Annotated in this window: 15 protein-coding genes; 7 read left to right on the forward strand and 8 right to left on the reverse strand. The window is 50.6% G+C overall.

Annotation, left to right across the window (positions count from 1 at the left end):
• On the reverse strand, positions 1-189 hold a 189-nt coding region (locus tag KDK13_RS13130; protein ID WP_257285424.1), incomplete at its 3' end, for a hypothetical protein.
• Positions 190-515: 326 nt separating this feature from the next.
• Between KDK13_RS13130 and KDK13_RS13135 the strand changes: the two genes are divergently transcribed.
• On the forward strand, positions 516-1,457 hold the full coding sequence (locus KDK13_RS13135) for a porin (RefSeq protein ID WP_257285425.1): 942 nt from the start codon (positions 516-518) through the stop codon (positions 1,455-1,457).
• A gap of 52 nt (positions 1,458-1,509) precedes the next feature.
• Here the strand turns inward: KDK13_RS13135 and hrpA are convergent, their stop codons facing one another.
• Together hrpA and KDK13_RS13145 are read right to left on the reverse strand one after the other, a co-directional pair.
• A complete protein-coding gene (hrpA, locus tag KDK13_RS13140) occupies positions 1,510-5,406 on the reverse strand; it encodes an ATP-dependent RNA helicase HrpA (protein ID WP_257285426.1) in 3,897 nt (1,298 codons plus the stop codon).
• A 139-nt stretch (positions 5,407-5,545) separates the two neighbouring features.
• Complete coding sequence (locus KDK13_RS13145; protein WP_257285427.1) at positions 5,546-7,228, reverse strand: AMP-binding protein; 1,683 nt, start codon at positions 7,226-7,228, stop codon at positions 5,546-5,548.
• Positions 7,229-7,688: 460 nt separating this feature from the next.
• On the opposite strand from KDK13_RS13145, the gene KDK13_RS13150 reads away from it, so the two are divergent.
• From KDK13_RS13150 to KDK13_RS13160, 3 genes are all read left to right on the forward strand, one after another.
• Positions 7,689-8,171: a MaoC family dehydratase gene (locus KDK13_RS13150; protein WP_257285428.1), complete on the forward strand. Its 483-nt coding sequence runs from the start codon at positions 7,689-7,691 to the stop codon at positions 8,169-8,171.
• A 171-nt stretch (positions 8,172-8,342) separates the two neighbouring features.
• Positions 8,343-9,848, forward strand: coding sequence for a CoA-acylating methylmalonate-semialdehyde dehydrogenase (locus tag KDK13_RS13155; protein WP_257285429.1), 1,506 nt, complete (start codon positions 8,343-8,345; stop codon positions 9,846-9,848).
• Positions 9,849-10,179: 331 nt separating this feature from the next.
• Positions 10,180-11,925 carry a mechanosensitive ion channel family protein gene (locus KDK13_RS13160; protein ID WP_257285430.1) on the forward strand — a complete coding sequence of 582 codons (1,746 nt, stop codon included), beginning with the start codon at positions 10,180-10,182 and terminating at the stop codon, positions 11,923-11,925.
• A gap of 200 nt (positions 11,926-12,125) precedes the next feature.
• Here KDK13_RS13160 and KDK13_RS13165 read toward each other — a convergent pair whose 3' ends face one another.
• Positions 12,126-12,866 carry a UPF0149 family protein gene (locus KDK13_RS13165; RefSeq protein WP_257285431.1) on the reverse strand — a complete coding sequence of 247 codons (741 nt, stop codon included), beginning with the start codon at positions 12,864-12,866 and terminating at the stop codon, positions 12,126-12,128.
• Between the two features lie 258 nt (positions 12,867-13,124).
• Here KDK13_RS13165 and KDK13_RS13170 point away from each other — a divergent pair, with 258 nt between their 5' ends.
• The 3 genes from KDK13_RS13170 to nrdG all read left to right on the forward strand — a co-directional run bounded on the left by KDK13_RS13170 (position 13,125) and on the right by nrdG (position 17,451).
• Complete coding sequence (locus KDK13_RS13170; protein ID WP_257285432.1) at positions 13,125-14,510, forward strand: hypothetical protein; 1,386 nt, start codon at positions 13,125-13,127, stop codon at positions 14,508-14,510.
• Between the two features lie 296 nt (positions 14,511-14,806).
• A complete protein-coding gene (nrdD, locus tag KDK13_RS13175) occupies positions 14,807-16,936 on the forward strand; it encodes an anaerobic ribonucleoside-triphosphate reductase (protein WP_257285433.1) in 2,130 nt (709 codons plus the stop codon).
• Between the two features lie 38 nt (positions 16,937-16,974).
• Complete coding sequence (gene nrdG / locus KDK13_RS13180) at positions 16,975-17,451, forward strand: anaerobic ribonucleoside-triphosphate reductase-activating protein (RefSeq protein ID WP_257285434.1); 477 nt, start codon at positions 16,975-16,977, stop codon at positions 17,449-17,451.
• A gap of 57 nt (positions 17,452-17,508) precedes the next feature.
• Here the strand turns inward: nrdG and KDK13_RS13185 are convergent, their stop codons facing one another.
• From KDK13_RS13185 to glyA, 4 genes are read right to left on the reverse strand one after another with little or no spacing between them, the layout of a single operon-like run.
• The gene (locus tag KDK13_RS13185) at positions 17,509-18,132 is read right to left on the reverse strand and encodes a LysE family translocator (RefSeq protein ID WP_257285435.1); all 624 of its coding nucleotides are present in this window, start codon (positions 18,130-18,132) and stop codon (positions 17,509-17,511) included.
• 37 nt (positions 18,133-18,169) lie between these two features.
• The gene (locus KDK13_RS13190) at positions 18,170-18,853 is read right to left on the reverse strand and encodes a zinc metallopeptidase (protein ID WP_257285436.1); all 684 of its coding nucleotides are present in this window, start codon (positions 18,851-18,853) and stop codon (positions 18,170-18,172) included.
• The gene (gene nrdR / locus KDK13_RS13195) at positions 18,854-19,315 is read right to left on the reverse strand and encodes a transcriptional regulator NrdR (RefSeq protein ID WP_257285437.1); all 462 of its coding nucleotides are present in this window, start codon (positions 19,313-19,315) and stop codon (positions 18,854-18,856) included. It lies immediately after the preceding gene.
• 26 nt (positions 19,316-19,341) lie between these two features.
• A complete protein-coding gene (gene glyA / locus KDK13_RS13200; RefSeq protein ID WP_257285438.1) occupies positions 19,342-20,607 on the reverse strand; it encodes a serine hydroxymethyltransferase in 1,266 nt (421 codons plus the stop codon).
• Between the last annotated feature and the right edge of the window lie 333 nt (positions 20,608-20,940).

Below are 20,940 nucleotides of genomic sequence, written 5' to 3' on the forward strand. Positions count from 1 at the left end.
CAGTAAATAACCAAAAAATGGATTCGTCAAATTTTTGTTTGTTTTTATTTCAACTGACTGTACAAAATATGGAAAACAATAGCCATAAAGAATAAGTGCGCAGGTCTTCCAGAAGAAGGCGTTGGTGCTTAATCCCAACACAACCATTATTCCGTAACGTCTTCCGCCAATTCTACAACGTTTGCTCACTAATGCCTTCCTCTCTGGCCACATCAGGCACTAAACGATTATGTGGAGGCAACAGTTTCTTCACAACCGCAGCTTTGCGTTCTTTTGAATAACTCGGCACATTAAACTTCTGCCGTCCACTGTCTAACTATTTTGGTTAATCAGCAACCGGAATAACTATCCTGACACAGTGGGGCCTCGCCCTCCCCAAGTTCATCAGACAGAAACAAAATCTCAATAAAATTGTAACTTTACAGAAATTTTTCTTTCATTTTTGCTGATTACTATAACGCTCTCAATCCAATAAACAGAACACTCAACCACACAAGTAAGGTAATACAAACAAGATGAAGAACGCAGCACTGACTACAACCATTCTGACCGCACTGGCATCGACCCCTTCTTTGGCTGTAACTATTTATGATGAAGACGGGACTACGCTAAAAATTGGTGGTCGTGCAGAAGCACGTTTCAATATCTCTGACGAAAATAAAAGTGCCGACACTGACTCATTCAAAGATAAGTCCCGTGCCCGCGTAAAGCTAACCGGAAAAACCCGGATTTCTGAAGGGCTGTATGGCTTTGCCAAATATGAGACTGAGTTTGACGGCAAGTCTGAACTAACCAATCGTTATTACTTTGCAGGTTTAGGCACTTCTTTTGGAGAGTTTTCCTATGGTAAACAAGACTCTGCCCAGGTGCTGTTGACTGACATCACCGATATTATGGCAACATTTGGTGCCGAAGCGGCGGATATCGTTAGTGGCAACAAAGACAAACGCGAAAACACCTTCCTTTATTCCGAAAAATTTGATGACCTGACCATTCAGGCCAGCTATTCAGCAGCGGATGAAGATAACACCAAAGATACCGAAAGCTATGGTATTGCTGCCCTCTATCATATTGGCTCAGTTGATATTGGCGCCGGTTATGTTTCCCAAAGCAACGGGGTCAATGACGACGATCAGGTTAATCTTGTCGCTCAATACTCTTTTGATGACATTACACTGGGAGCTCTGTATACCGTGGGTAGCGAAGCTGATAATGATATTACCGGCTACGAAATTTCAGCCAAATACAAACCGGTAAAGAGACTGACCCTGGCCAGTGTTTACAACTATCAGGAAGAAGACCCAAAGGCTGGTACAACGGTAGAAACCATTGACGAGTTTGCCATTGAGGCCGTTTACAAGTTCAATGACAACCTGCGAACCTACGCCGGTTACAAGTTCCAGCAGATTGATAACGCGGATGACGAGTTACAGGCCGGTATCCGCTACGACTTCTGATTTCATTGAAACTCCCTCCGGGACGTCCACCCCACCGAGGGAGTAACCTTGCTTAAATACTCTCAACCTGTTCCCACAGTTTACGAAGACGTTTGTCTGATACCGGAAAACGAGTGCCCAGTTGCTGGGCGAACAGTGAAACCCGATACTCTTCAATCATCCAATAAAACTGCTGAAGATTTTGATCAATCACCTTATGCTGGCTATGAGCTTCCCGTCGCTTATCATACTTCTGTTGCAGCGCAGTCAGCTCTTCCGTCCAGGCACGATCTCGGTTTACCTGGGCAGGAAGTTTCTCCAGCCTGACCTCAATCGCCTTGAAATAACGCGGATAATGGCTTAGCCACTCCATGCCCGCTGAAGTCATAAATCCTGGTTGTAACAGCCTTTGCACATGCTGCTTGATATCCGCCAGGGCCAGTGCCTGGTCAAAACTGATCTTACCTTTCAGCTGTCGGCTAATCCCCTGGGCAATACGAAAGATCTCATTAAGAATGGGATCAATCTTCTCGGCAAAAGGCACAATGTCGCCTTTACGCTGCTCCAGCAATGCCATGAATGATTCACGGTTTTTGGGCAGCTCGCTGTCCTTATTCAGATAGACGCCGCTGATAATCAAACTCTGCACATCATCTTCAAGCAGGTTCTGATTCATCAGGTTAGTGGCCAGCAACCTGGTTTCTTTCAATCGGGCCATTTTACTCAAGGCAAACTTAAGCTGGGTGGACAGCCTGATCCTGAGCAGTCGCGTCAACCCTTTGCGGTTTTCAACGTCGGCCATCGCCGGACTCTCAAACAGCTGAACCGCCACGGAATCACGCTGGTCAACCAGGGCCGGGTATGACTTTAATACCAGCCCCCCGGCTTTCCGGGTAATCTCATGGGGCAGCTCGCCACAGGTCCAGTCCAGCAGACCTTCCTGTTCCAGATGACTTTTCGCCAGCTTCCGGATCGTATCCTGCACATGATCAGAGAACTGTTGTCTGAGCTGATTCAAATCACGCCCCTGGCCAATAACATCGCCATCTTCATTCACCACCCGGATATTCATCAGCAAGTGCGCATCCAGGTTATCCCGGTTCCAGTGCTCTTCGAGAATACGCACACCGGACATACGGGTCAGCTGTCGCCCAAGCATGTCGGTCAGCGGCTCGTCACAGGCAGAGAGAGATTCCAAAGCACCATTAACAAAATCAGGCACAGGGACAAAGTTCTTGCGCACCGGTTTGGGCATGGCCCGGACCAGCGCCACACACTTGTCGAACAGCATCCCGGGCACCAGCCATTCCAGACGATACTTTGGCAACAGCCTTAATGCCTCGACCGGCACGGTCAGGGTTACACCGTCATCAGGCTCACCCGGGGCAAAGTGATAACTGAGTGGCAGCTCCAGCCCCTCCCAACGGAAGCGATCCGGGTATCGGTTGGCAGTAACATGCTCTGCCTCGTGCTGCATCAGATAGTCTTTGGTAAGGTGAAGCAAATCAGGCTTCTGTCGTTCAGCCACCTTGCGCCACTTCTCAAAGCCCGCCCCGTTACAGATATCCGCAGGAATCAGGGCATCGTAAAAGTGGTAAAGCGTTTCGCTGTCAACAAGAATGTCCCGCCGCCGGGACTTCGCTTCCAGCTCGTCCACTTCTTCAATCAATGCCAGGTTATGCTTCTGAAATGCACCTTTGGAATCAAAGTGCCCTTCCACCAGGGCTTCACGGATAAAGATCTCCCGGGCAACCACCGGATCTATCGGGCCATAATTCACCCGACGACGGCCGACGACAATCAATCCATACAGCGTGACCTGCTCAAACGCTACCACCTGGGCACGTTTCTTCTCCCAGTGGGGCTCAAAATAATTCCGCTTGACCAGGTGAGTTGCCAGCGGTTCAATCCATTGAGGCTCCAGCCTGGCATTGGTTCGGGCAAAGAGCCTGGAGGTTTCCACCAACTCCGCAGCCATCACCCATTTTGGCTTGCGTTTATAGAGCGTCGATGCAGGGAACAGATAAAAGCAGCGGTTTCTGGCGCCCATATAATCCGCTTCGTCGTCTTTACTGCCCAATTGCGACAAAAGGCCGGATAGCAGTGACTTGTGAACATCACCATAGCTGGCAGGACTGTCATTCACGCGGAATTGCAAGTCTTTACAGGCCAGTGTCAGCTGTCGATGGAGGTCGCGCCACTCGCGCATACGCATAAAAGACAGAAACTGTTTATTGCAGTATTTTCGCAGCTGATTCTGGGACAGTGCCTGCCGCTGTTCCTCATAGGCTTCCCAGAGATTCACATAGGTCATAAAGTCCGAGTCATCGTGATAAAACTCGCGGTGTCGCTGATCTGCCGCCTGCTGCTTGTCCTGCGGACGTTCTCTGGGATCCTGCACCGCCAGGGCACTGACAATCATCAACACTTCATGCAGGGCATTATTTTTATTGGCTTCGATCAGCATTCGTCCAAGGCGTGGATCTACCGGCAGCTGCCCCAGCTGTCGGCCAATCGGGGTAATGCGCCGGTCTTTCCCAACCGCCACCAGCTCCTGCAGCAACTTGAAGCCATCATTGATCGCTTTGCCATCCGGTGGATCAACAAACGGAAACGCGGCAATATCTCCCAGCCCCATCCGCAACATCTGCAAGATAACCGCAGCCAGGTTGGTTCTGAGAATCTCCGGATCGGTAAACTCCGCACGGGAAAGAAAATCCTCCTCAGAGTAAAGGCGAATACAGATACCTTCAGCAACACGACCACAGCGCCCTTTACGCTGATTGGCCGATGCCTGTGACACGGCTTCTACCGGCAGTCGCTGGACTTTTGACCGGACACTGTAGCGGCTGATACGCGCAGTGCCAGGATCAATCACATAGCGAATGCCCGGCACCGTTAACGAGGTTTCGGCAACGTTGGTGGACAAAATAACACGACGACCGGAGTGTTCCTGGAAAATTCGATTCTGCTCGGCAGCAGAAAGACGGGCATACAGTGGCAGAATGTCAGTATGGGGCAGTTTTGCATCCCGGAGGAACTGGTGAGTTTCCCGGATCTCGCGCTCACCACTGAGAAACACCAGCACATCGCCCAGTGGTTTGCCCTTGCCTGCGCGTTCAAGGCCGTCAATCTCTTCCAGTGCTGCCAGAATTCCCTGCTGCAATCGCTGGTCAGCGTCCCGCCCTTCCAATTCAAGATCTTCCAATGGACGATATAACGTCTCTACCGGAAAGGTTCTACCAGAGACTTCAATCACCGGCGCCTGATCAAAGTGCTTTGAGAACCGTTCCACATCAATGGTGGCCGACGTGATGATGACTTTCAGGTCTGGTCGTTTCGGCAGAATCAGCTTGATATAGCCCAGAAGAAAATCAATATTCAGACTGCGCTCATGGGCTTCATCAATGATCAGAGTGTCATAGCGGTTAAGAAACCGGTCATTCTGAATCTCAGCCAGCAGAATACCGTCAGTCATCAACTTGATCAGGGTGGTTTCGGTGGAGTGATCGGTGAAACGCACCTGGTAACCAACCTGCTCCCCCAGCACGCCCCCAAGCTCTTCAGCAATGCGATTGGCAACCGAGCGGGCGGCCAGTCGCCGGGGCTGCGTATGGGCAATCGTACCAAAAATACCACGACCCGCTTCAAGACAGATTTTTGGCAGCTGGGTTGTCTTGCCTGAGCCTGTTTCACCAGCGATCACCACTACCTGGTGCTCACGGATAGCCCTGGCGATATCCTCTTTCCGGTCAATCACCGGTAGCATCTGCTGATAACGGATCTCAGGAAGAGAAGCTTGTCGCTGCTCTACCAGTGATAGAGATGATGCAATTTGTTTCCGGATCCGGTCCAGACCTGCCTCATCATCCCGTTTAAGCCGACGCAATTGACCACGCAAGCGGTAACGATCACGTATCATGCATTGATTGATAGACTGACGCAGTTGCTTATCGGAAAAGCCGGACACCCAGATACTCCCGTTTGGATGGAATCAGCGATGATTATACTGGTTTGGAAAAGCGGCCTGAATGGCCGCCTGACAGGAATTCTAACCACTCATTAAACTTTCCGGGCAATATTCATACCCGGATGAGCGGAACTTTCCACTACTGACTGGCCCTGGCTGCCAGCTCTTCATCACGCAAATGACGGCGGAGGATCTTACCGACATTGGTTGTGGGCAGCTCATCCCTGAACTCAACCAGCTTGGGTACTTTATAGCCAGTCAGGTTCTGTCGGAAAAAGTGAATCACTTCTTCTTTGGCCAGCCCCGGATTACTGGACACAACAAACACCTTGATCGCCTCTCCAGAGCGTTTATCGGGAACACCGATCACAGCACACTGAGTGACATCGGGGTGGGCGGAGAGCACCTCCTCCAGCTCATTCGGGTAAACATTGAAACCGGAAATACAGATCATGTCCTTTTTCCGGTCCACAATGGTGACATAACCCTCCTCGTCTATTCGGGCAATGTCGCCAGTTCTCAGCCAGCCATCCAGAAACGCTTCTTCAGTGGCCTGCTCACTCTGCCAGTATCCCTTCATCACCTGGGGACCTTTTATGCAGAGTTCTCCAACCTCACCAATGGGCAGATCCTTATCATCACTATCTACCACCTTCAATTCACAGGATGGCACTGGCAGACCAATGGTGCCCAGTTTGATTTTACCCAGCGGGTTAATCGTTACCACCGGCGAGGTCTCCGTCATACCATAGCCTTCGCAGATACGACTGCCGGTCAGGTTTTCCCAACGCTCCGCAGTATCCAGTTGCAGTGCCATACCGCCGGAAATGGTGTTCTTCAAATAGGAGAAATCAAGACGACGGAAGGCTTCCTGATTCATGAGCCCGACAAAAAGAGTATTCAGACCAATAAACATACTGAAAGGCTTACCGGTCAAATCCCTGATAAAGGATTTCATATCCCTCGGGTTGGTAATGAGCATGTTATGCTCACCCAGCAAGACAGCCACCATGCAATGCACAGTAAAAGCAAAAATATGATAAAGCGGCAGTGGCGCAATAATCAGCTCTTCTCCTTCCCGCAAATTACCCCCAACCAGTGCCTTGACCTGGAACATATTGCTGAGAATATTACGATGAGTCAGCATTGCACCTTTAGCGATACCTGTTGTGCCACCGGTATACTGCAGGATTGCCACATCATCATTTTCCCTGCGAATATCCGTGCAATGGCGCAACGCACCACGACTCAGGGCAGTGGTAAACGGCACTGCTGACGGCAGTGAATAGTCAGGCACCATTTTCTTGACGTGCTGAACCACGAAGTTCACCAGTGTCCGCTTGAAGGTCGGCAACATATCCCCGACCTGGGTCACCACAACATGCCTGATCGCTGTTTTGGGAATCACCTTCTCTGCCATATGGGCCATGTTAGCCAGCACAACCAGCGCCTTGGCTCCGGAATCACGAAACTGATGCTCCATCTCACGCTCGGTATAGAGCGGATTGGTGTTCACCACAATCAATCCGGCACGCAACGCGCCAAACACCGCCACAGGAAACTGCATGACGTTGGGCAGCATAATGGCTATACGATCGCCGGGGCGTAAGTCGGTGTGATTCTGCAGATGGCTGCAGAAATGGCCACTGAGCTCGTAAAGGCGGGAATAGCTGAGTTCATGCCCCATGTTGCTGAATGCAGGCTTGCTGGCAAACTTACGGGTACTGTACTCGAGTACATCAATAATTGAGCGATACTGCCCAACATCAATAGCTGCAGGAATGCCTTGTGGGTACTTGTCTTTCCAGAAACCGGTGGTCATGGAGTAAGCCTCCCACATCCATAATGAAGCTGTATAGGATAAAAACTGGCTCGCAAACTGTTCAACCTGTCTTGCAAACTATTGCATTGGAAAATTTTCCGAGGGTATCAGTTTTCTTCGACTCCTGATAGACGACCTACGGTAAATACTTCAAACTTAATTTTCAACGAAGACACAACCAATAGCATTCACAATAAAATGAACCTGATCTCCTGTGTAAGGACGTTATATGGCACCTCCTGTGTTTCCACCATCATTCTGATTCAGTAACTTCAGCCAAAGTGATAACCTTTCCACCAGGACACAAACAGTGGTCAATAAAACACCATTACAGCAGTCCTTCAGTACTCCACTGAGGTACGATAATCATTCCCAATGAAAATATACGGCCCTGACCGCAAGCCAGGCCACTCTGACAAACGGTTACCCCTACGTTAACACAACAACAGAGCCTTAACTTATGCGCAAGCTGGAAAACATCCCATTTGAAGCGTTAACCATTGGCACCAAGGCCAGTCTTACCCGCACATTGACAGAAGAAGACCTCCTGCTGTTTGCCAAAGTATCCGGTGATACTAACCCCGTTCATCTGGATGAGGCGTTTGCTGCAACGACACAGTTCGAAGGTCGTATTGCCCACGGCATGTGGACTGCCTCCTTGATCTCATGCGCCCTGGCCACAAAACTGCCGGGACCCGGTGGTATCTATCTGGGTCAGGAGTTAAAATTCATGCGTCCGGTAAAAGTCGGTGATACGGTAACGGTTGAGCTGGAAATTCTGGAAATCAACGAACAGCGAAAACGTGCAACCGTTGCAACAAATGTTATCAACCAGAACGGTAAAACCGTTGTGAAAGGCAAAGCTGAAATCATGCCTTCCTGTGGTAAGGTCGTTGTTGATGAGTATCCTCTGCCCGAAGTAGTATTGAAGCGAGCCGAATAAAAACATCGACTGAAAGCCCCTGCCTGACACGCCCTCTGCCGTCAGGCTTCCCTGGGAGCCTGACCGGGAATAATAGACTGGCACTCGCCCTACCTCAAAGTAGCAGTGCCCATAAGAGCGGTAAAAGCAGCCATTTCTGTCTATCAATAATAAAATAAAACAGGTAGTCCCATGCTCAATAGAATCCCCCTTTTTATCGATGGAGAGTTCATCGCCAGTGAAAGCTCACAATTTATTCCAGTCACCAGCCCCGCAACCCAGGAACTGCTGGCAGAACTGCCCTATGCCACTGAAGCCGAAATAGAGAAAGCAATAGCAAGTGCAAAGGTGGCCTTCAAGCAGTGGCGAGATGTCCCGGTATCAGACCGTGCTCGTTTGATGATGCGCTATGTGGCACTGCTCAAAGAAAACCATGATGCCCTTGGAGAACTGGTTTCACAGGATACAGGCAAAACATTTGCTGATGCCAAAGGCGATGTATGGCGAGGCATTGAAGTGGTAGAACAGGCAGCCAATATTCCTTCAGCCATGATGGGCGAAACGGTTGAGAATGTTGCCAGCAATATCGACACCTACAGTTACACTCAGCCACTGGGTGTTTGTGTGGGTATCAGCCCATTCAACTTTCCGGCAATGATTCCACTGTGGATGTACCCTCTGGCCATTGCTGCCGGCAATACATTTATTCTGAAGCCCTCGGAGCAGGTACCGCTCACGGTCATGCGCCTGATTGAGTTATTTGTTGAAGCAGGTGCACCCAGGGGAGTATTGCAGGCCGTTCACGGCGGTAAAGAACAGGTAGACTATCTCCTGAATCACCCTGATACCAAAGCCGTGTCGTTTGTCGGCTCCGTGCCGGTTGGCAAATACATCTACAAGACAGCGACTGAAAATATGAAACGTGCCCAGTGTATGGCGGGCGCTAAAAACCACATGGTCATCATGCCTGATGCCGACAAAGACCGCGTATTAAACGGTCTTGTCGGTGCATCTGTCGGGGCTGCCGGTCAGCGCTGTATGGCCATCAGTGTAGCGGTCTTTGTCGGTGACAGTAAAAACTGGATTGATGAGCTGAAAGAGCAGCTGTCCGTTGTTAAACCGGGAGCCTGGGACGATCCCGGGGCCGGTTACGGCCCACTGATTTCCAAGGCGGCCAAAGAACGTGTGCTGGCATTAATTGCCAAAGGTAAGGAAGAAGGAGCAACCTGCCTTCTGGACGGCAGTGACTGTACGGTTGAAGGACTCCCGGATGGCAATTGGATTGGGCCAACACTGTTTACGGATGTCACCACGAATATGGCCATCTACCGGGAAGAGATCTTTGGACCAGTACTCTGCTGCATTACCGTAGATACCCTGGCTGAAGCCATCGAGCTGGTCAATGCCAGCCCATACGGCAATGGCACATCAATTTTCACAGCTTCCGGTGCCGCTGCCCGTAAATACCAGCGTGAAATTGAAGTGGGTCAGGTGGGTATCAATATTCCTATTCCGGTACCTCTCCCTTTCTTCTCATTCACCGGCTGGAAAGGCTCCTTTATGGGTGACCTTCATGCTTATGGCAAGCAGGCCGTGCGTTTCTATACAGAAACCAAAACCGTTACCTCCCGATGGGACTATGATGAAGAAGCTTTTCAGCAAAGTGATCAACCAAACCTGACGATCAATCTGAAATAACCCTTCAAAGGCTGGCTCTTGCCAGCCCTCTTCCACCTCGATGGGCAATGACTTTGCAGAAAATCATTCAACTCAGGTTCATTCGGGCAATTTTGGCATTTGATGGCCTGAACCTGCCAACATCCGGTGAAAAAGAATTTTTTTCCTCACTAATAAAAGTATTTCAAAGCCTTTCGACCCAACGTAACATTATAAACTTTGCCCAGGATGCAACATCAGAATATTTCCTTGAGAATGCTGAAGTAACATTCTGGCCTTCAAATTTTCACACATAGCCCACAACCAGCACTCAAGCAGGAACTGATACTGACGTTCCTTTCGGAGACTTCCGATGTTCAGAAACCTTGTCTGGATATTACTGTTTTTTTCCTTCAACGCCTTTGCCGACAACACCACACCCCAGCCGCCGTCATCAACGGAGCTTATTGATGCTCATGCAGAGGTAATGACGGATATTGAAGCCACCGGCAAACGTGTGGTCCAGATGGAAGTCAACTGGGAGAAAGCCACCTCCGAAATGACCCGCGACCTGATTCAGCAACAGTTCGTCTCCGATATTCGCACTACCACCGGACTGGTAAATAATTTCCTGGACCAGGTTAAGGCAGTTAATACACCGGAGGCCATTGGGCTGGGTGAGAACGTGGTGAACGCGGAAAACCGCTTTTTTGAGGCCCGGCTGGAGACTGCCGCATCAGACCTGCGCAAACTCTTTGAACAATACGAAAAGGCCAAAGCTGATGATCAGTTGCTGGTGCTGTTCAATATCAATGAATTCTATGCCTATATAAACTGGCTACAGACCGAAAGGCTGGACAACCTGAATTTACTGAAAAGCTGGAAGGTGGATACCGCCGCCGCACAGCAGAAGCTTGACCAGGAGATAACTCTCTATGCCGAGTTTATGGCGATCTACCTGCGCAACAGCACCCGTCAGAAAGTGCTGTTGCAGGCAGAGTTGAAATCCCTTCCTGCTGATGCCCGCAGCTCGCTGGAAAATAAAATTGCCACCCAGGATCGCCTGGTACGCAGCGCGGTCGCCAACCTGAGACAGATCGTGATAATGATGGAAGAACAGGGGCTGCCAGTGGATCAGTACAATGAACTGATTTTCAAAACCACCGGCAACCTGGCCGAAGCTGTCGTTAACTTTGACACCTTATACACCGTGATCGCCGGACTCTGGGACGACCTGATTCACTGGTTCAAAGCCAATATGGGCGGCATATTTTCCCGACTCTTCCTGTTTGCCGTCCTGATGGTGGCAGCCATACTGTTAGCCCGTCTGGTTCGAAGGGGGATATCCCGTGCCGTCACCCATAAAAAAGCCCGTTTCAGTACATTGGTTCAGGAATTCTTTATCAATGTTGGTGGTAATCTGGTCGTGGTCTTTGGCTTTCTGTTCGCCCTGGCACAGGTGGGTCTGGATTTGACACCGGTACTGACCGGTCTGGGGGTTGCCGGTATTGTCATCGGTTTTGCCCTGCAAGATACCCTGTCCAACTTTGCCTCCGGGATGATGATCCTGATCTACCGTCCTTTTGATGTGGGTGACTTTATCGAGGCCGGCGGCGTTGCCGGTAAAGTTGGCAAGATGAGCCTGGTAAACACCACGATCCGCACGTTCGACAACCAGGTCTTTATGGTACCTAATGCCAAGATCTGGGGAGAAACCATCAAAAACATCACCTCGGAACGTATCCGCCGGGTCGATATGGTCTTTGGGGTTGCCTACGGAGACAGTGTTGAACAGGTAGAACGGATTCTTGAAGATATTGTTATCAGCCACCCGAAAATACTGAAAACACCAGAACACATGATTCGCCTGAATGCTCTCAACGAGTCATCCGTGGATTTTGTGGTTCGACCCTGGGTAAAAACAGACGACTACTGGGACGTATACTGGGACATTACCCGCGAAGTAAAAGTCCGGTTTGACCGGGAAGGGATCACCATTCCATTCCCACAACGGGAACTTCACTTTTATACCAAAGCATCGGCAGACCAGCCGGGTGCGCGGGTCATCACTCAACAATCCGATATCGGTTTGGGTGAAGTGGAAGACAGACATACCTGAAGGTTGATTTGAACCATTTGGCACAGCACGCTCACCGATGCCCGTTACCCGTTGCCCGCAAAAGCACAAGCAAATGCGGCCTGTCTTTTTCGGGAAACGGGCAACGGGCAACGGCAAACGCCCCTAACAAGCCTCAGTCAAATACAAAACTCATTACAGTACAACCTCCTGGAGTCCTGGACCTTAAAAAGTGCTTTCTTTTAACCCTTTTCACAGCACTTCTTGTGCTTTTTTCCGCTACCACAGGGGCAGGGGTCATTGCGGCCAACCTTGGTTACCTTGACCGAAGCCGGCTTTTCCAGGGCCTTTTGCCAGATCTCGCGAATATCGTGACACATCACTGCCATTTCCCGGGCAACCGCTGGCATTGCCTGCAGCATCTTATTCACATCCGGGCCATCTTTCTTCCTGGCTTTTTCCAGAAGGCTGTCGGCACGACTCCAGACGTTCAACAGCACCATGCAACTGGACCAGGACTCTTCCATAGGCTGAACGCGGGGATGCTTCAGCACCTGGGTCCAGACATCCATCAGCAATTCACAGCCCTGCCCATAACCCAATGCCCACTCCTTAAGGCGGGAGAATTCTGAAGAGTACACATCTTCAGCCCGGCACTCTTCTGGAAGCACCTCAAAACCACCACTGATGGTCTTTCTGGTTTTATCCAGCAAGTTAAACAGGATATGACGGATATCGTCTTCCTGCTGCGCGGATTCAAATCTGGGGGTTTTGCTCGCCAGCGCCAGAGCCATCCAACGATCTGGCGGCACATTAACCGGAGAGTTGGCAATGGCAAACATCAGGCCTTTGATGGCGGACAGCGTTATAACCTGACCGCTTTTCCCGGCAGGACGTGATGCCAGCCAGGCAGATAATACCTTTTCCTGCTGCTGATCAAACTCGCAATTGGCCAGGGATGCTTTTCCAGAACTAGCGCTCAACTCAGTCTCCTCTCCCCATTCCAGGACAGATACAAAAAAGCGCCGATCATCGCATCAACAACCGGATCCATCAATAAGTATCCAGCGATTGTCGGCAAACAGGATAAAGGGTGTTAAAAATCATTGACAGAGCCGCTGACCACATTGTCAGTGAACCTGACCATAAATTGAACTACCCTCAAACTATTTTTTATACAGATGTATCAGCTTGATGCCCCGGGCGCCTGTTTATCTTCTGATTTTATGGTGAATGAACCGATGTTTACTCCAGCAGACAAGAGAGTCGAGAATTGCCAGTTTCATGCGTTTCTGCGCGATGAACAGAATATTGTCAGACTGGCATTCAGTCGACGTATAGAAGCTGCACAACCAGACGATGACCTGACCATCAAGCTAATAGATGATCGATCAGACAGGCCAACCTATGACATTTTCAGAAGAAATATTCGCAGTGATATGGATTCTGATGAGCAGTGCAGAATCACCTTGTTACCCTACCCTGAGATAGAAAGCAATACAGCTGATAGTACGCTTAAAATAGAACCTGCAGAAACAACATGGTTTACCGAAGCGGCCAACGTCTCCGTCAGGGAAAAGGATGGTATGGAAAAGCCATTGGGTATTTTATTGATGGTGAACCCGGAAAATGTTCATTTGATCAAGAATAACCTTCACACCGGGCAGAGCGCTGAACAACAGGAAGAAAATATCTTTCAGTTGCTGGAGATGTTGCCTGCTACGTACAGACAACATCATTTATACAGGCATTATGAAATCAAAGGCTTGCCGGAGCCGACTATTGATGCTGACCGAGCGCCGGATCAATGGCCATTGCTTAGTGACCTGGGTGAGAAATACATGACACAAGGCTCCGGCCTACCGGGGTCTGGCGTATTAAAGCAAGTGTTGGAAGATATCAGCAACCTGACCGGGACGATTGCTGCCATGCATGAGCAAGGGGTTGCCCATGGTGATATCCGACTGAAAAGCCTGCGTATAATTGATGGCAGGCTGGGGCCTGGCAATGCGGAACGTTTCAGTGTGACTGGAGCGTGCCCAGGTCCCCGTCATCCGGGAGAAAAACGCTTTACTTTTTATAATAATGCCTGGCATGCACCAGAGCTCCGTTTCCCGGGGGCTTATACTGGAACAGGTGCCGGATTCGCCCCGTGGCAATACACTCCTGCGAGCAAGGAGGGCGACATATGGTCATTTGGCCTCTTATTGGCAATGATGATATGCCATATTCAGGGGGGCGAAGAAGCACTTTATAAAGCGGGAGTTTTGCAACAATCCCTGGCTGATTACATGAAGTCGTCCGACGTATATTGTGCAGATGAAATAGACAGGGCGGTTGCCAATGAAGCGGCGGAAATACAAAAAGCGGGTTATGGCACTCCATATCTATCAGAGCCGAAAGGGCTGTTGAAACTTAACCTGCCGACAGGAGCAAGCTGTTTTTCTGAGCCAGTGGGAACAGCATTATCCAATAGCGATAAGAAAAAACTCTGTCAGTTAGTTGCTTTGGTCGAGCGCTGTACACATATTGATCCAAAGCGGCGTCCCAGTGCGAAAAGCGTGTTTGAGGAACTGCATGCGATCATGGGGAAACAGAAAAATCAGCTCCCATGGCATTGGGGTTAATGCCCGCCAAGGCACTTCGGAATATACCTGCAAAATACTTTTCCAGCAGGCTAACTCTGTTTAACCGCTCAATATATGTGTCTTTCCCTGTCAGTAACTCCTGACTTTCCAATGCAAACCATGACCCCCAGTGAAGATTTACGTTTTGTCAATATTGCAGAAGCAGTCACTTTAGTGGATCATAGCAGCCAACAAACACTACATATAGTGTCAGACGAGAAAGCAAACCACCACCTGTAGATATTCCACCCATTAAGGCGCAATATCTGATTACCCTATCTGCCCGGAGACCCACCATGACTGAGATCATCAAACGGGATGGTTCACGCCAGCCTTTTGATGCGCCACGCATCGTAAAAGCCGTTGCCAGCGCCCTGAATGATGCTCAGATCAAGGACAATGACTTTGCTGAGTACGTGGCTAAAAAAGTAGCCAACACGGTGGCTGGTCAGGAACTGGTGGATATCTATGACATCCAGGATCAGGTAGAGCACCTGATGATGAGCAGCGAATACCATAACGCGGCCCGTAAATACATTGAGTACCGTCAGACCCGGGATATTGAACGGGAATCGCGTAATGCCCTGAGCCGGGATATTCTCAGCATTATCAACCAGGATAATGAAGAGCTGCTTAATGAAAACGCCAACAAGGACAGTAAAATCATCCCGACCCAACGGGACCTTCTGGCCGGTGTAGTCGCCAGGCACTACGCCAAACAGCATATTCTGCCAAAGCACATTACCGCTGCCCATGAACGTGGCGAAATCCACTACCACGACCTGGACTACGCGCCCTTCTTCCCGATGTTCAACTGCATGTTGATCGATATTGAAGGGATGATGACCAACGGTTTTAGAATGGGTAATGCGGAAATTGAAACACCCAGGTCAATCACTACGGCAGCGGCCATCACTGCCCAGATCATTGCCCAGGTTTCCAGCCATATCTATGGTGGCACCAGCATCAACGAGATTGACCGCATTCACGCACCTTACGTTCGCAAAACCTTTGAAAAGCACCTGCAGCAGGGTATGCGCTGGATTGGTGATGAACAAAAAGCCCGTGAATACGCCATGGAAATGACCGAGAAGGACTGCTATGACGCCTATCAGGCCCTGGAGTATGAGGTAAATACCCTCCACACCGCCAATGGTCAGACACCGTTTGTCACCTTCGGCTTTGGCCTTGGCACCAGCTGGGAAGAGCGTCTGGTACAAAAGTCCATTCTGAAAAACCGGATTCGTGGCCTGGGTAAAAACTGTAAGACACCGGTCTTTCCAAAGCTGGTATTTGCCATCAGGAAAGGGGTGAACTTCAACCCTGAAGATCCAAACTACGACATCAAGCAACTGGCACTGGAATGCGCCAGCAAGCGGATGTACCCGGACATTCTCAACTATGACAAGCTGGTTGAAGTAACCGGAAGCTTTAAAACCCCCATGGGTTGTCGTTCATTCCTGGGCGTCTATGAAGAAGACGGCAAGATGATTCACGATGGCCGCAATAATCTGGGGGTTGTTTCACTTAACCTGCCCCGCATCGCGATAGAAAGCAAAGGCAGCGAAGCGACCTTCTACCAACTGCTGGAACAGCGCCTGCAGCTGGCCAGGGAAGCCCTGATGACCCGCATCCAGCGCCTGGACAGCGTACGTGCACGGGTAGCGCCCATTCTCTATGTGGAAGGTGCCTGCGGTGTTCGCCTGAAGCCAGACGACAAGATCAGTGATATTTTCAAAAATGGTCGCGCATCCATCTCGCTTGGCTACATCGGTATCCATGAGACGATCAATGCCCTTTATGGTGGCAAGAGCACTGGTGATCTATACGACAGTGAAGAGCTTCGCCAGAAAGCCGTTGCCATTGTTGAAACCCTGCGCGCAGCGGTGAATAAGTGGAAAGAAGAAACTGGCTACGGCTTCAGCCTCTACTCAACCCCGAGCGAAAGCCTGTGTGACCGTTTCTGCCGCCTGGACAAAAAGAAATTTGGTGTTATTGAGGGCGTGACTGAAAAAGGGTACTACACCAACTCTTTCCATCTGGATGTGGAAAAGAAGGTCAACCCGTACGACAAGGTCGACTTTGAGCAGGTGTACCCCAAACATGCCAGCGGTGGCTTTATCTGCTACGGTGAATACCCGAACATGGTCAACAACCTGAAGGCACTGGAAAACGTTTGGGACTACACCTACGACAAAGTCCCATACTACGGCACCAATACACCGAATGACTCCTGCTACAGCTGCGCCTATGAAGGTGAGTTCAACGCCACCAGCCGTGGTTTTGAATGCCCGCAGTGCAAAAACCGGGATTCTGACAAAATGTCTGTAACCCGTCGTGTGTGTGGTTACCTGGGCCAGCCCAATAGCCGACCGTTTATCAAAGGTAAACAGGAAGAGGTGGTTCGCCGGGTAAAACATCTATGACAAGCGATCTGTGATGAGCTATCAATAATGAGCTGGCGATGAACTATCTCCAATACTATCCAATCGATGTCGTCAATGGTGAAGGTACCCGCTGCACCCTGTTCGTCAGTGGCTGTGAGCATTTCTGCAGAGGCTGCCATAACGCCACCAGCTGGGATGCCAGCAAGGGAACCCCTTTTGACCAGGCCATGGAAGACCGGATTATTGAAGATCTGGGAGATACCCGTATCAAGCGGGATGGGCTATCGCTGTCCGGTGGCGATCCTCTGTTTCCGGGCAACCTTTCCGGCATACTGAAGCTGGTCAAGCGGGTAAAAGCCGACTATCCGGAAAAAAATATCTGGCTCTGGACTGGCTACACCCTGGAAGCACTCAGCCCAGCTCAACAGGAGGTGATGCAATACATTGATGTGCTGATTGATGGACGCTTTGAGCTGGATAAGAGAGACCTGTCACTCCCCTGGCGGGGCAGTGGCAACCAGCGAGTCATTCCGATGAAAAGCTGTATTCACTGAGCACTCTGATTTTCACTTTAAGTAGCCAGAAATATATGATTCCATATGGTTAGCTACTTAACCAAACGCCAGCCAGATACCGACCCCCATCATCAATGACCCGGCAATCCGGTTCATCATCCGGACATTGCCGCTTTTCTGCAGAAAATGTCGCAGTGTTCTGCCACCGGCTGCGTAGATATTCAGACAGATAAATTCAATAACCAGAATGATGGAAACCAGAATAACCAGCTGTGGCGCCACAGGCAGATCGGCAGAAATAAAGGGTGGCAGCAATGAGATACAGAACGCCCATCCCTTGGGATTAGCGACAGCGGTTACAAACCCCTGAACCATAAGCTCTCTGGTACCAGTCTCTTTTGGTTTCTGGCCCTCATGGGGAATGGCCATTTTCCCCCTGGAAAGCCACATCTGAAACCCCAGGTAAAACAGATATACGCCCCCAGCCCACTTAAACACCGTGAAAGCAGTGGGATAGTTGAGCATCACAGCAGCCACACCGACGACAGCAAGCACCGCAATAAGCCCAACGCCGAGCAGCTCTCCGAGCATCATCCAGAGTGCCCGGCGAACTCCGATGGTCATACCCAGCGTCATGGCCAGTGTCATGCACATGCCCGGGGTTGCAGAAACAAAGAAAAACGTGGGAACAAACAGCACCAGCAGGGAAGAACTGACCATATTAACTCAAATTCCAAAAGCATTTATTGCAGAATGCTTACCGCCTTAGAATAGCTATCCATCGCCCAATGTTTAGCAGGCTTGCCAGCGCAGCTGCAACATAGGTTATTGCGGCGGCTTTAAGCACTTTTCTGGCCCCCGGTATATCGCTTCCGGCAAGATACCCTTCCTCCAGTATCGGCAGCGCCTTGTTAAAGCTGGCATCCATTTCAACGGGCAGGTTTATCAACTGCACCCAGAGTGAGGCAACCATCCCTGAAGCACCCAACAGCAAAGTGACCAGGGTACTCTGGGGAAGCCGGGTTAACAGGAAAATAAAGGGAGTCACCATCAGGGCCATGACACTGAACCGCTCAATCATCATGGCCATTTTTACCCGCTTCTGACGGCGCATAAATCCGGGGTGCTGTTCCTGATGCTGCAGGGCATGGCTGACCTCATGGGTGGCAACGGCCACAGCAGCGATGGTCTTTCCCTGATAGTGCGACGAGGAGAGTGAAACCACCTGGTTTTCCGGATCATAATAATCCTCACCCTCCTGGCCTTCACGAACGGATACACCGTCCAGGTGGAACCGCTCAATCAGGTGATACGCCAGCTCACCGCCGGTTCCCTGAAGATCCGGCCGATCCTTGCCATATTTACGGAGCGTATGCCTGACCCAGAACTGAGGCCCAAAAACCAGGATCAGAATCGCCAGCAATAAAAGAACCAGGGGCATTTATTCCCGATCCTCAGTCTCCAGTCGATCAATCTCTTCCCGAAACTCATTCAGATCCTTGAAATGACGATAGACGGAAGCAAAGCGGATATAAGCAACTTCATCCAGCTGCTTTAGCTCCCGCATGACTTCTTCACCCAGAATCCGGGAACTGACTTCCCGTTCACCCATCGCCCGAAGGCGATGAATAATACGGCTTAACGCTTCTTCCAGCTGCTCAACGCCTACAGGTCTTTTTTCCAGGGCGCGGGACATTCCCGCCCGCAGCTTGGCTTCATTAAAAGGTTCACGGGTTCCATCCCGTTTAACCAGTCTTGGCATCAGCAGTTCTGCTGTTTCATAGCTGGTGAAACGTTCAACGCAGGACAGGCATTCACGACGCCTGCGCACCTGGCTGCCTTCGGCAACCAGGCGTGAGTCAATCACTTTTGTTTCAGCAGCACCACAGAATGGACAATGCATCGAGCACGTTAATCCTTGAGTTTTTGTTACTGATAAACCGGAAGACGCGAACAGATTTCCAGGACTTTGGCTTTCACGTCTGCTTCTACCTGTTCGTCACCGGAACCGTCGCCCAGAGCGTCCAGCACGTCGCAGATCCAGCCAGCCAGGGCGGCAGAATCCTCTTCATTAAAGCCACGACGGGTAATTGCCGGCGTACCAATACGCAGGCCGCTGGTCACGAAAGGAGAACGTGGATCATTCGGAACCGCATTCTTGTTCACCGTGATATTGGCACGGCCAAGGGCTGCCTCCGCATCTTTGCCGGTGTACTCCTTGCCGATCAGGTCCATCAGGAACAGGTGGTCATCGGTCCCGCCAGAAACGATATTGATGCCACGCTCCATCATTACCCGGGTCATGGCCCGGGCATTCCTGACCACCTGAACCTGGTAAGTCTTGAATTCATCGGACATCGCTTCTTTGAAGCAGACGGCCTTGGCAGCAATCACATGGCACAGCGGACCACCCTGGGACTCCGGGAAAACGGCAAAATTCAGTTTCTTGTTCAGTTCTTCATCTTCAGCGGCCAGAATCAGACCACCGCGAGGTCCACCCAGGGTTTTGTGGGTAGTCGTGGTGACCACATCGGCAATGCCCACCGGAGAAGGATAAACCCCTGCAGCCACCAAACCGGCAATATGAGCCATATCCACCATCAGGTAGGCACCGACCTTATCGGCAATGTCACGGAAACGCTGCCAGTCAACAACACGGGAATAGGCGGAAAAGCCGGCAATGATGAGTTTGGGTTTATGCTCCAGGGCAAGGCGCTCAACTTCGTCGTAATCCAGCTCACCCGTATCCGGGGTAATGCCATACTGAACGGCGTTGTAGATCCGGCCAGAGGAACTGACGCTGGCACCGTGGGTCAAGTGGCCACCATGAGCCAGGCTCATCCCCAGAATCGTATCGCCGGGCTTCAGCAGCGCCATGAATACGGCGGAATTAGCCTGGGAACCCGAGTGAGGCTGAACGTTGGCATAACCAGCGCCAAACAGCGCCCTGGCACGGTCAATTGCCAGTTGTTCAGTAACATCAACGTGCTCGCAGCCACCGTAGTAACGCTTGCCAGGATAACCTTCAGCGTATTTGTTGGTCAGCGCACTGCCCTGAGCTTCCATAACTCTTGGACTGGCATAGTTCTCGGAGGCGATCAGCTCGATGTGCTCTTCCTGACGCCGGGTTTCCGCATCAATAGCTGCCTTCAGCTCCGGATCAAATTCAGCGATGGTCATGTCCTTTGTGAACATTCATTACCTCGGTTGCCTGTTAATAGCCCGCTGGACGAGCCTGTAAATGCCTGAATATTGGTGGTGAGGGGCTATTCTAATACAGCCCGGGGAAAATCGGCAGTAAAAACCGTTGGGCAGGATCACGAATACCCGGCACAGCGAATTTGTACGAAGGGATGCGTCCAATGGATTTTCCACTGACCTGCCAGCAATGGCTCAAGGGCCGGGTAGCCAATCCGCCGCCCAGACCGTGTTTTGGCAACCTCCTGCAAACACCTGACAGATAATCCAGCGAATTGACCTCCTCCCACCACTAAACCGCAAGCGGTTATAGTGGGGGATTCCTGTTAG

Source organism: Endozoicomonas sp. SESOKO1 (assembly GCF_024606265.1).
Taxonomy (GTDB): Bacteria; Pseudomonadota; Gammaproteobacteria; order Pseudomonadales; family Endozoicomonadaceae; genus Endozoicomonas.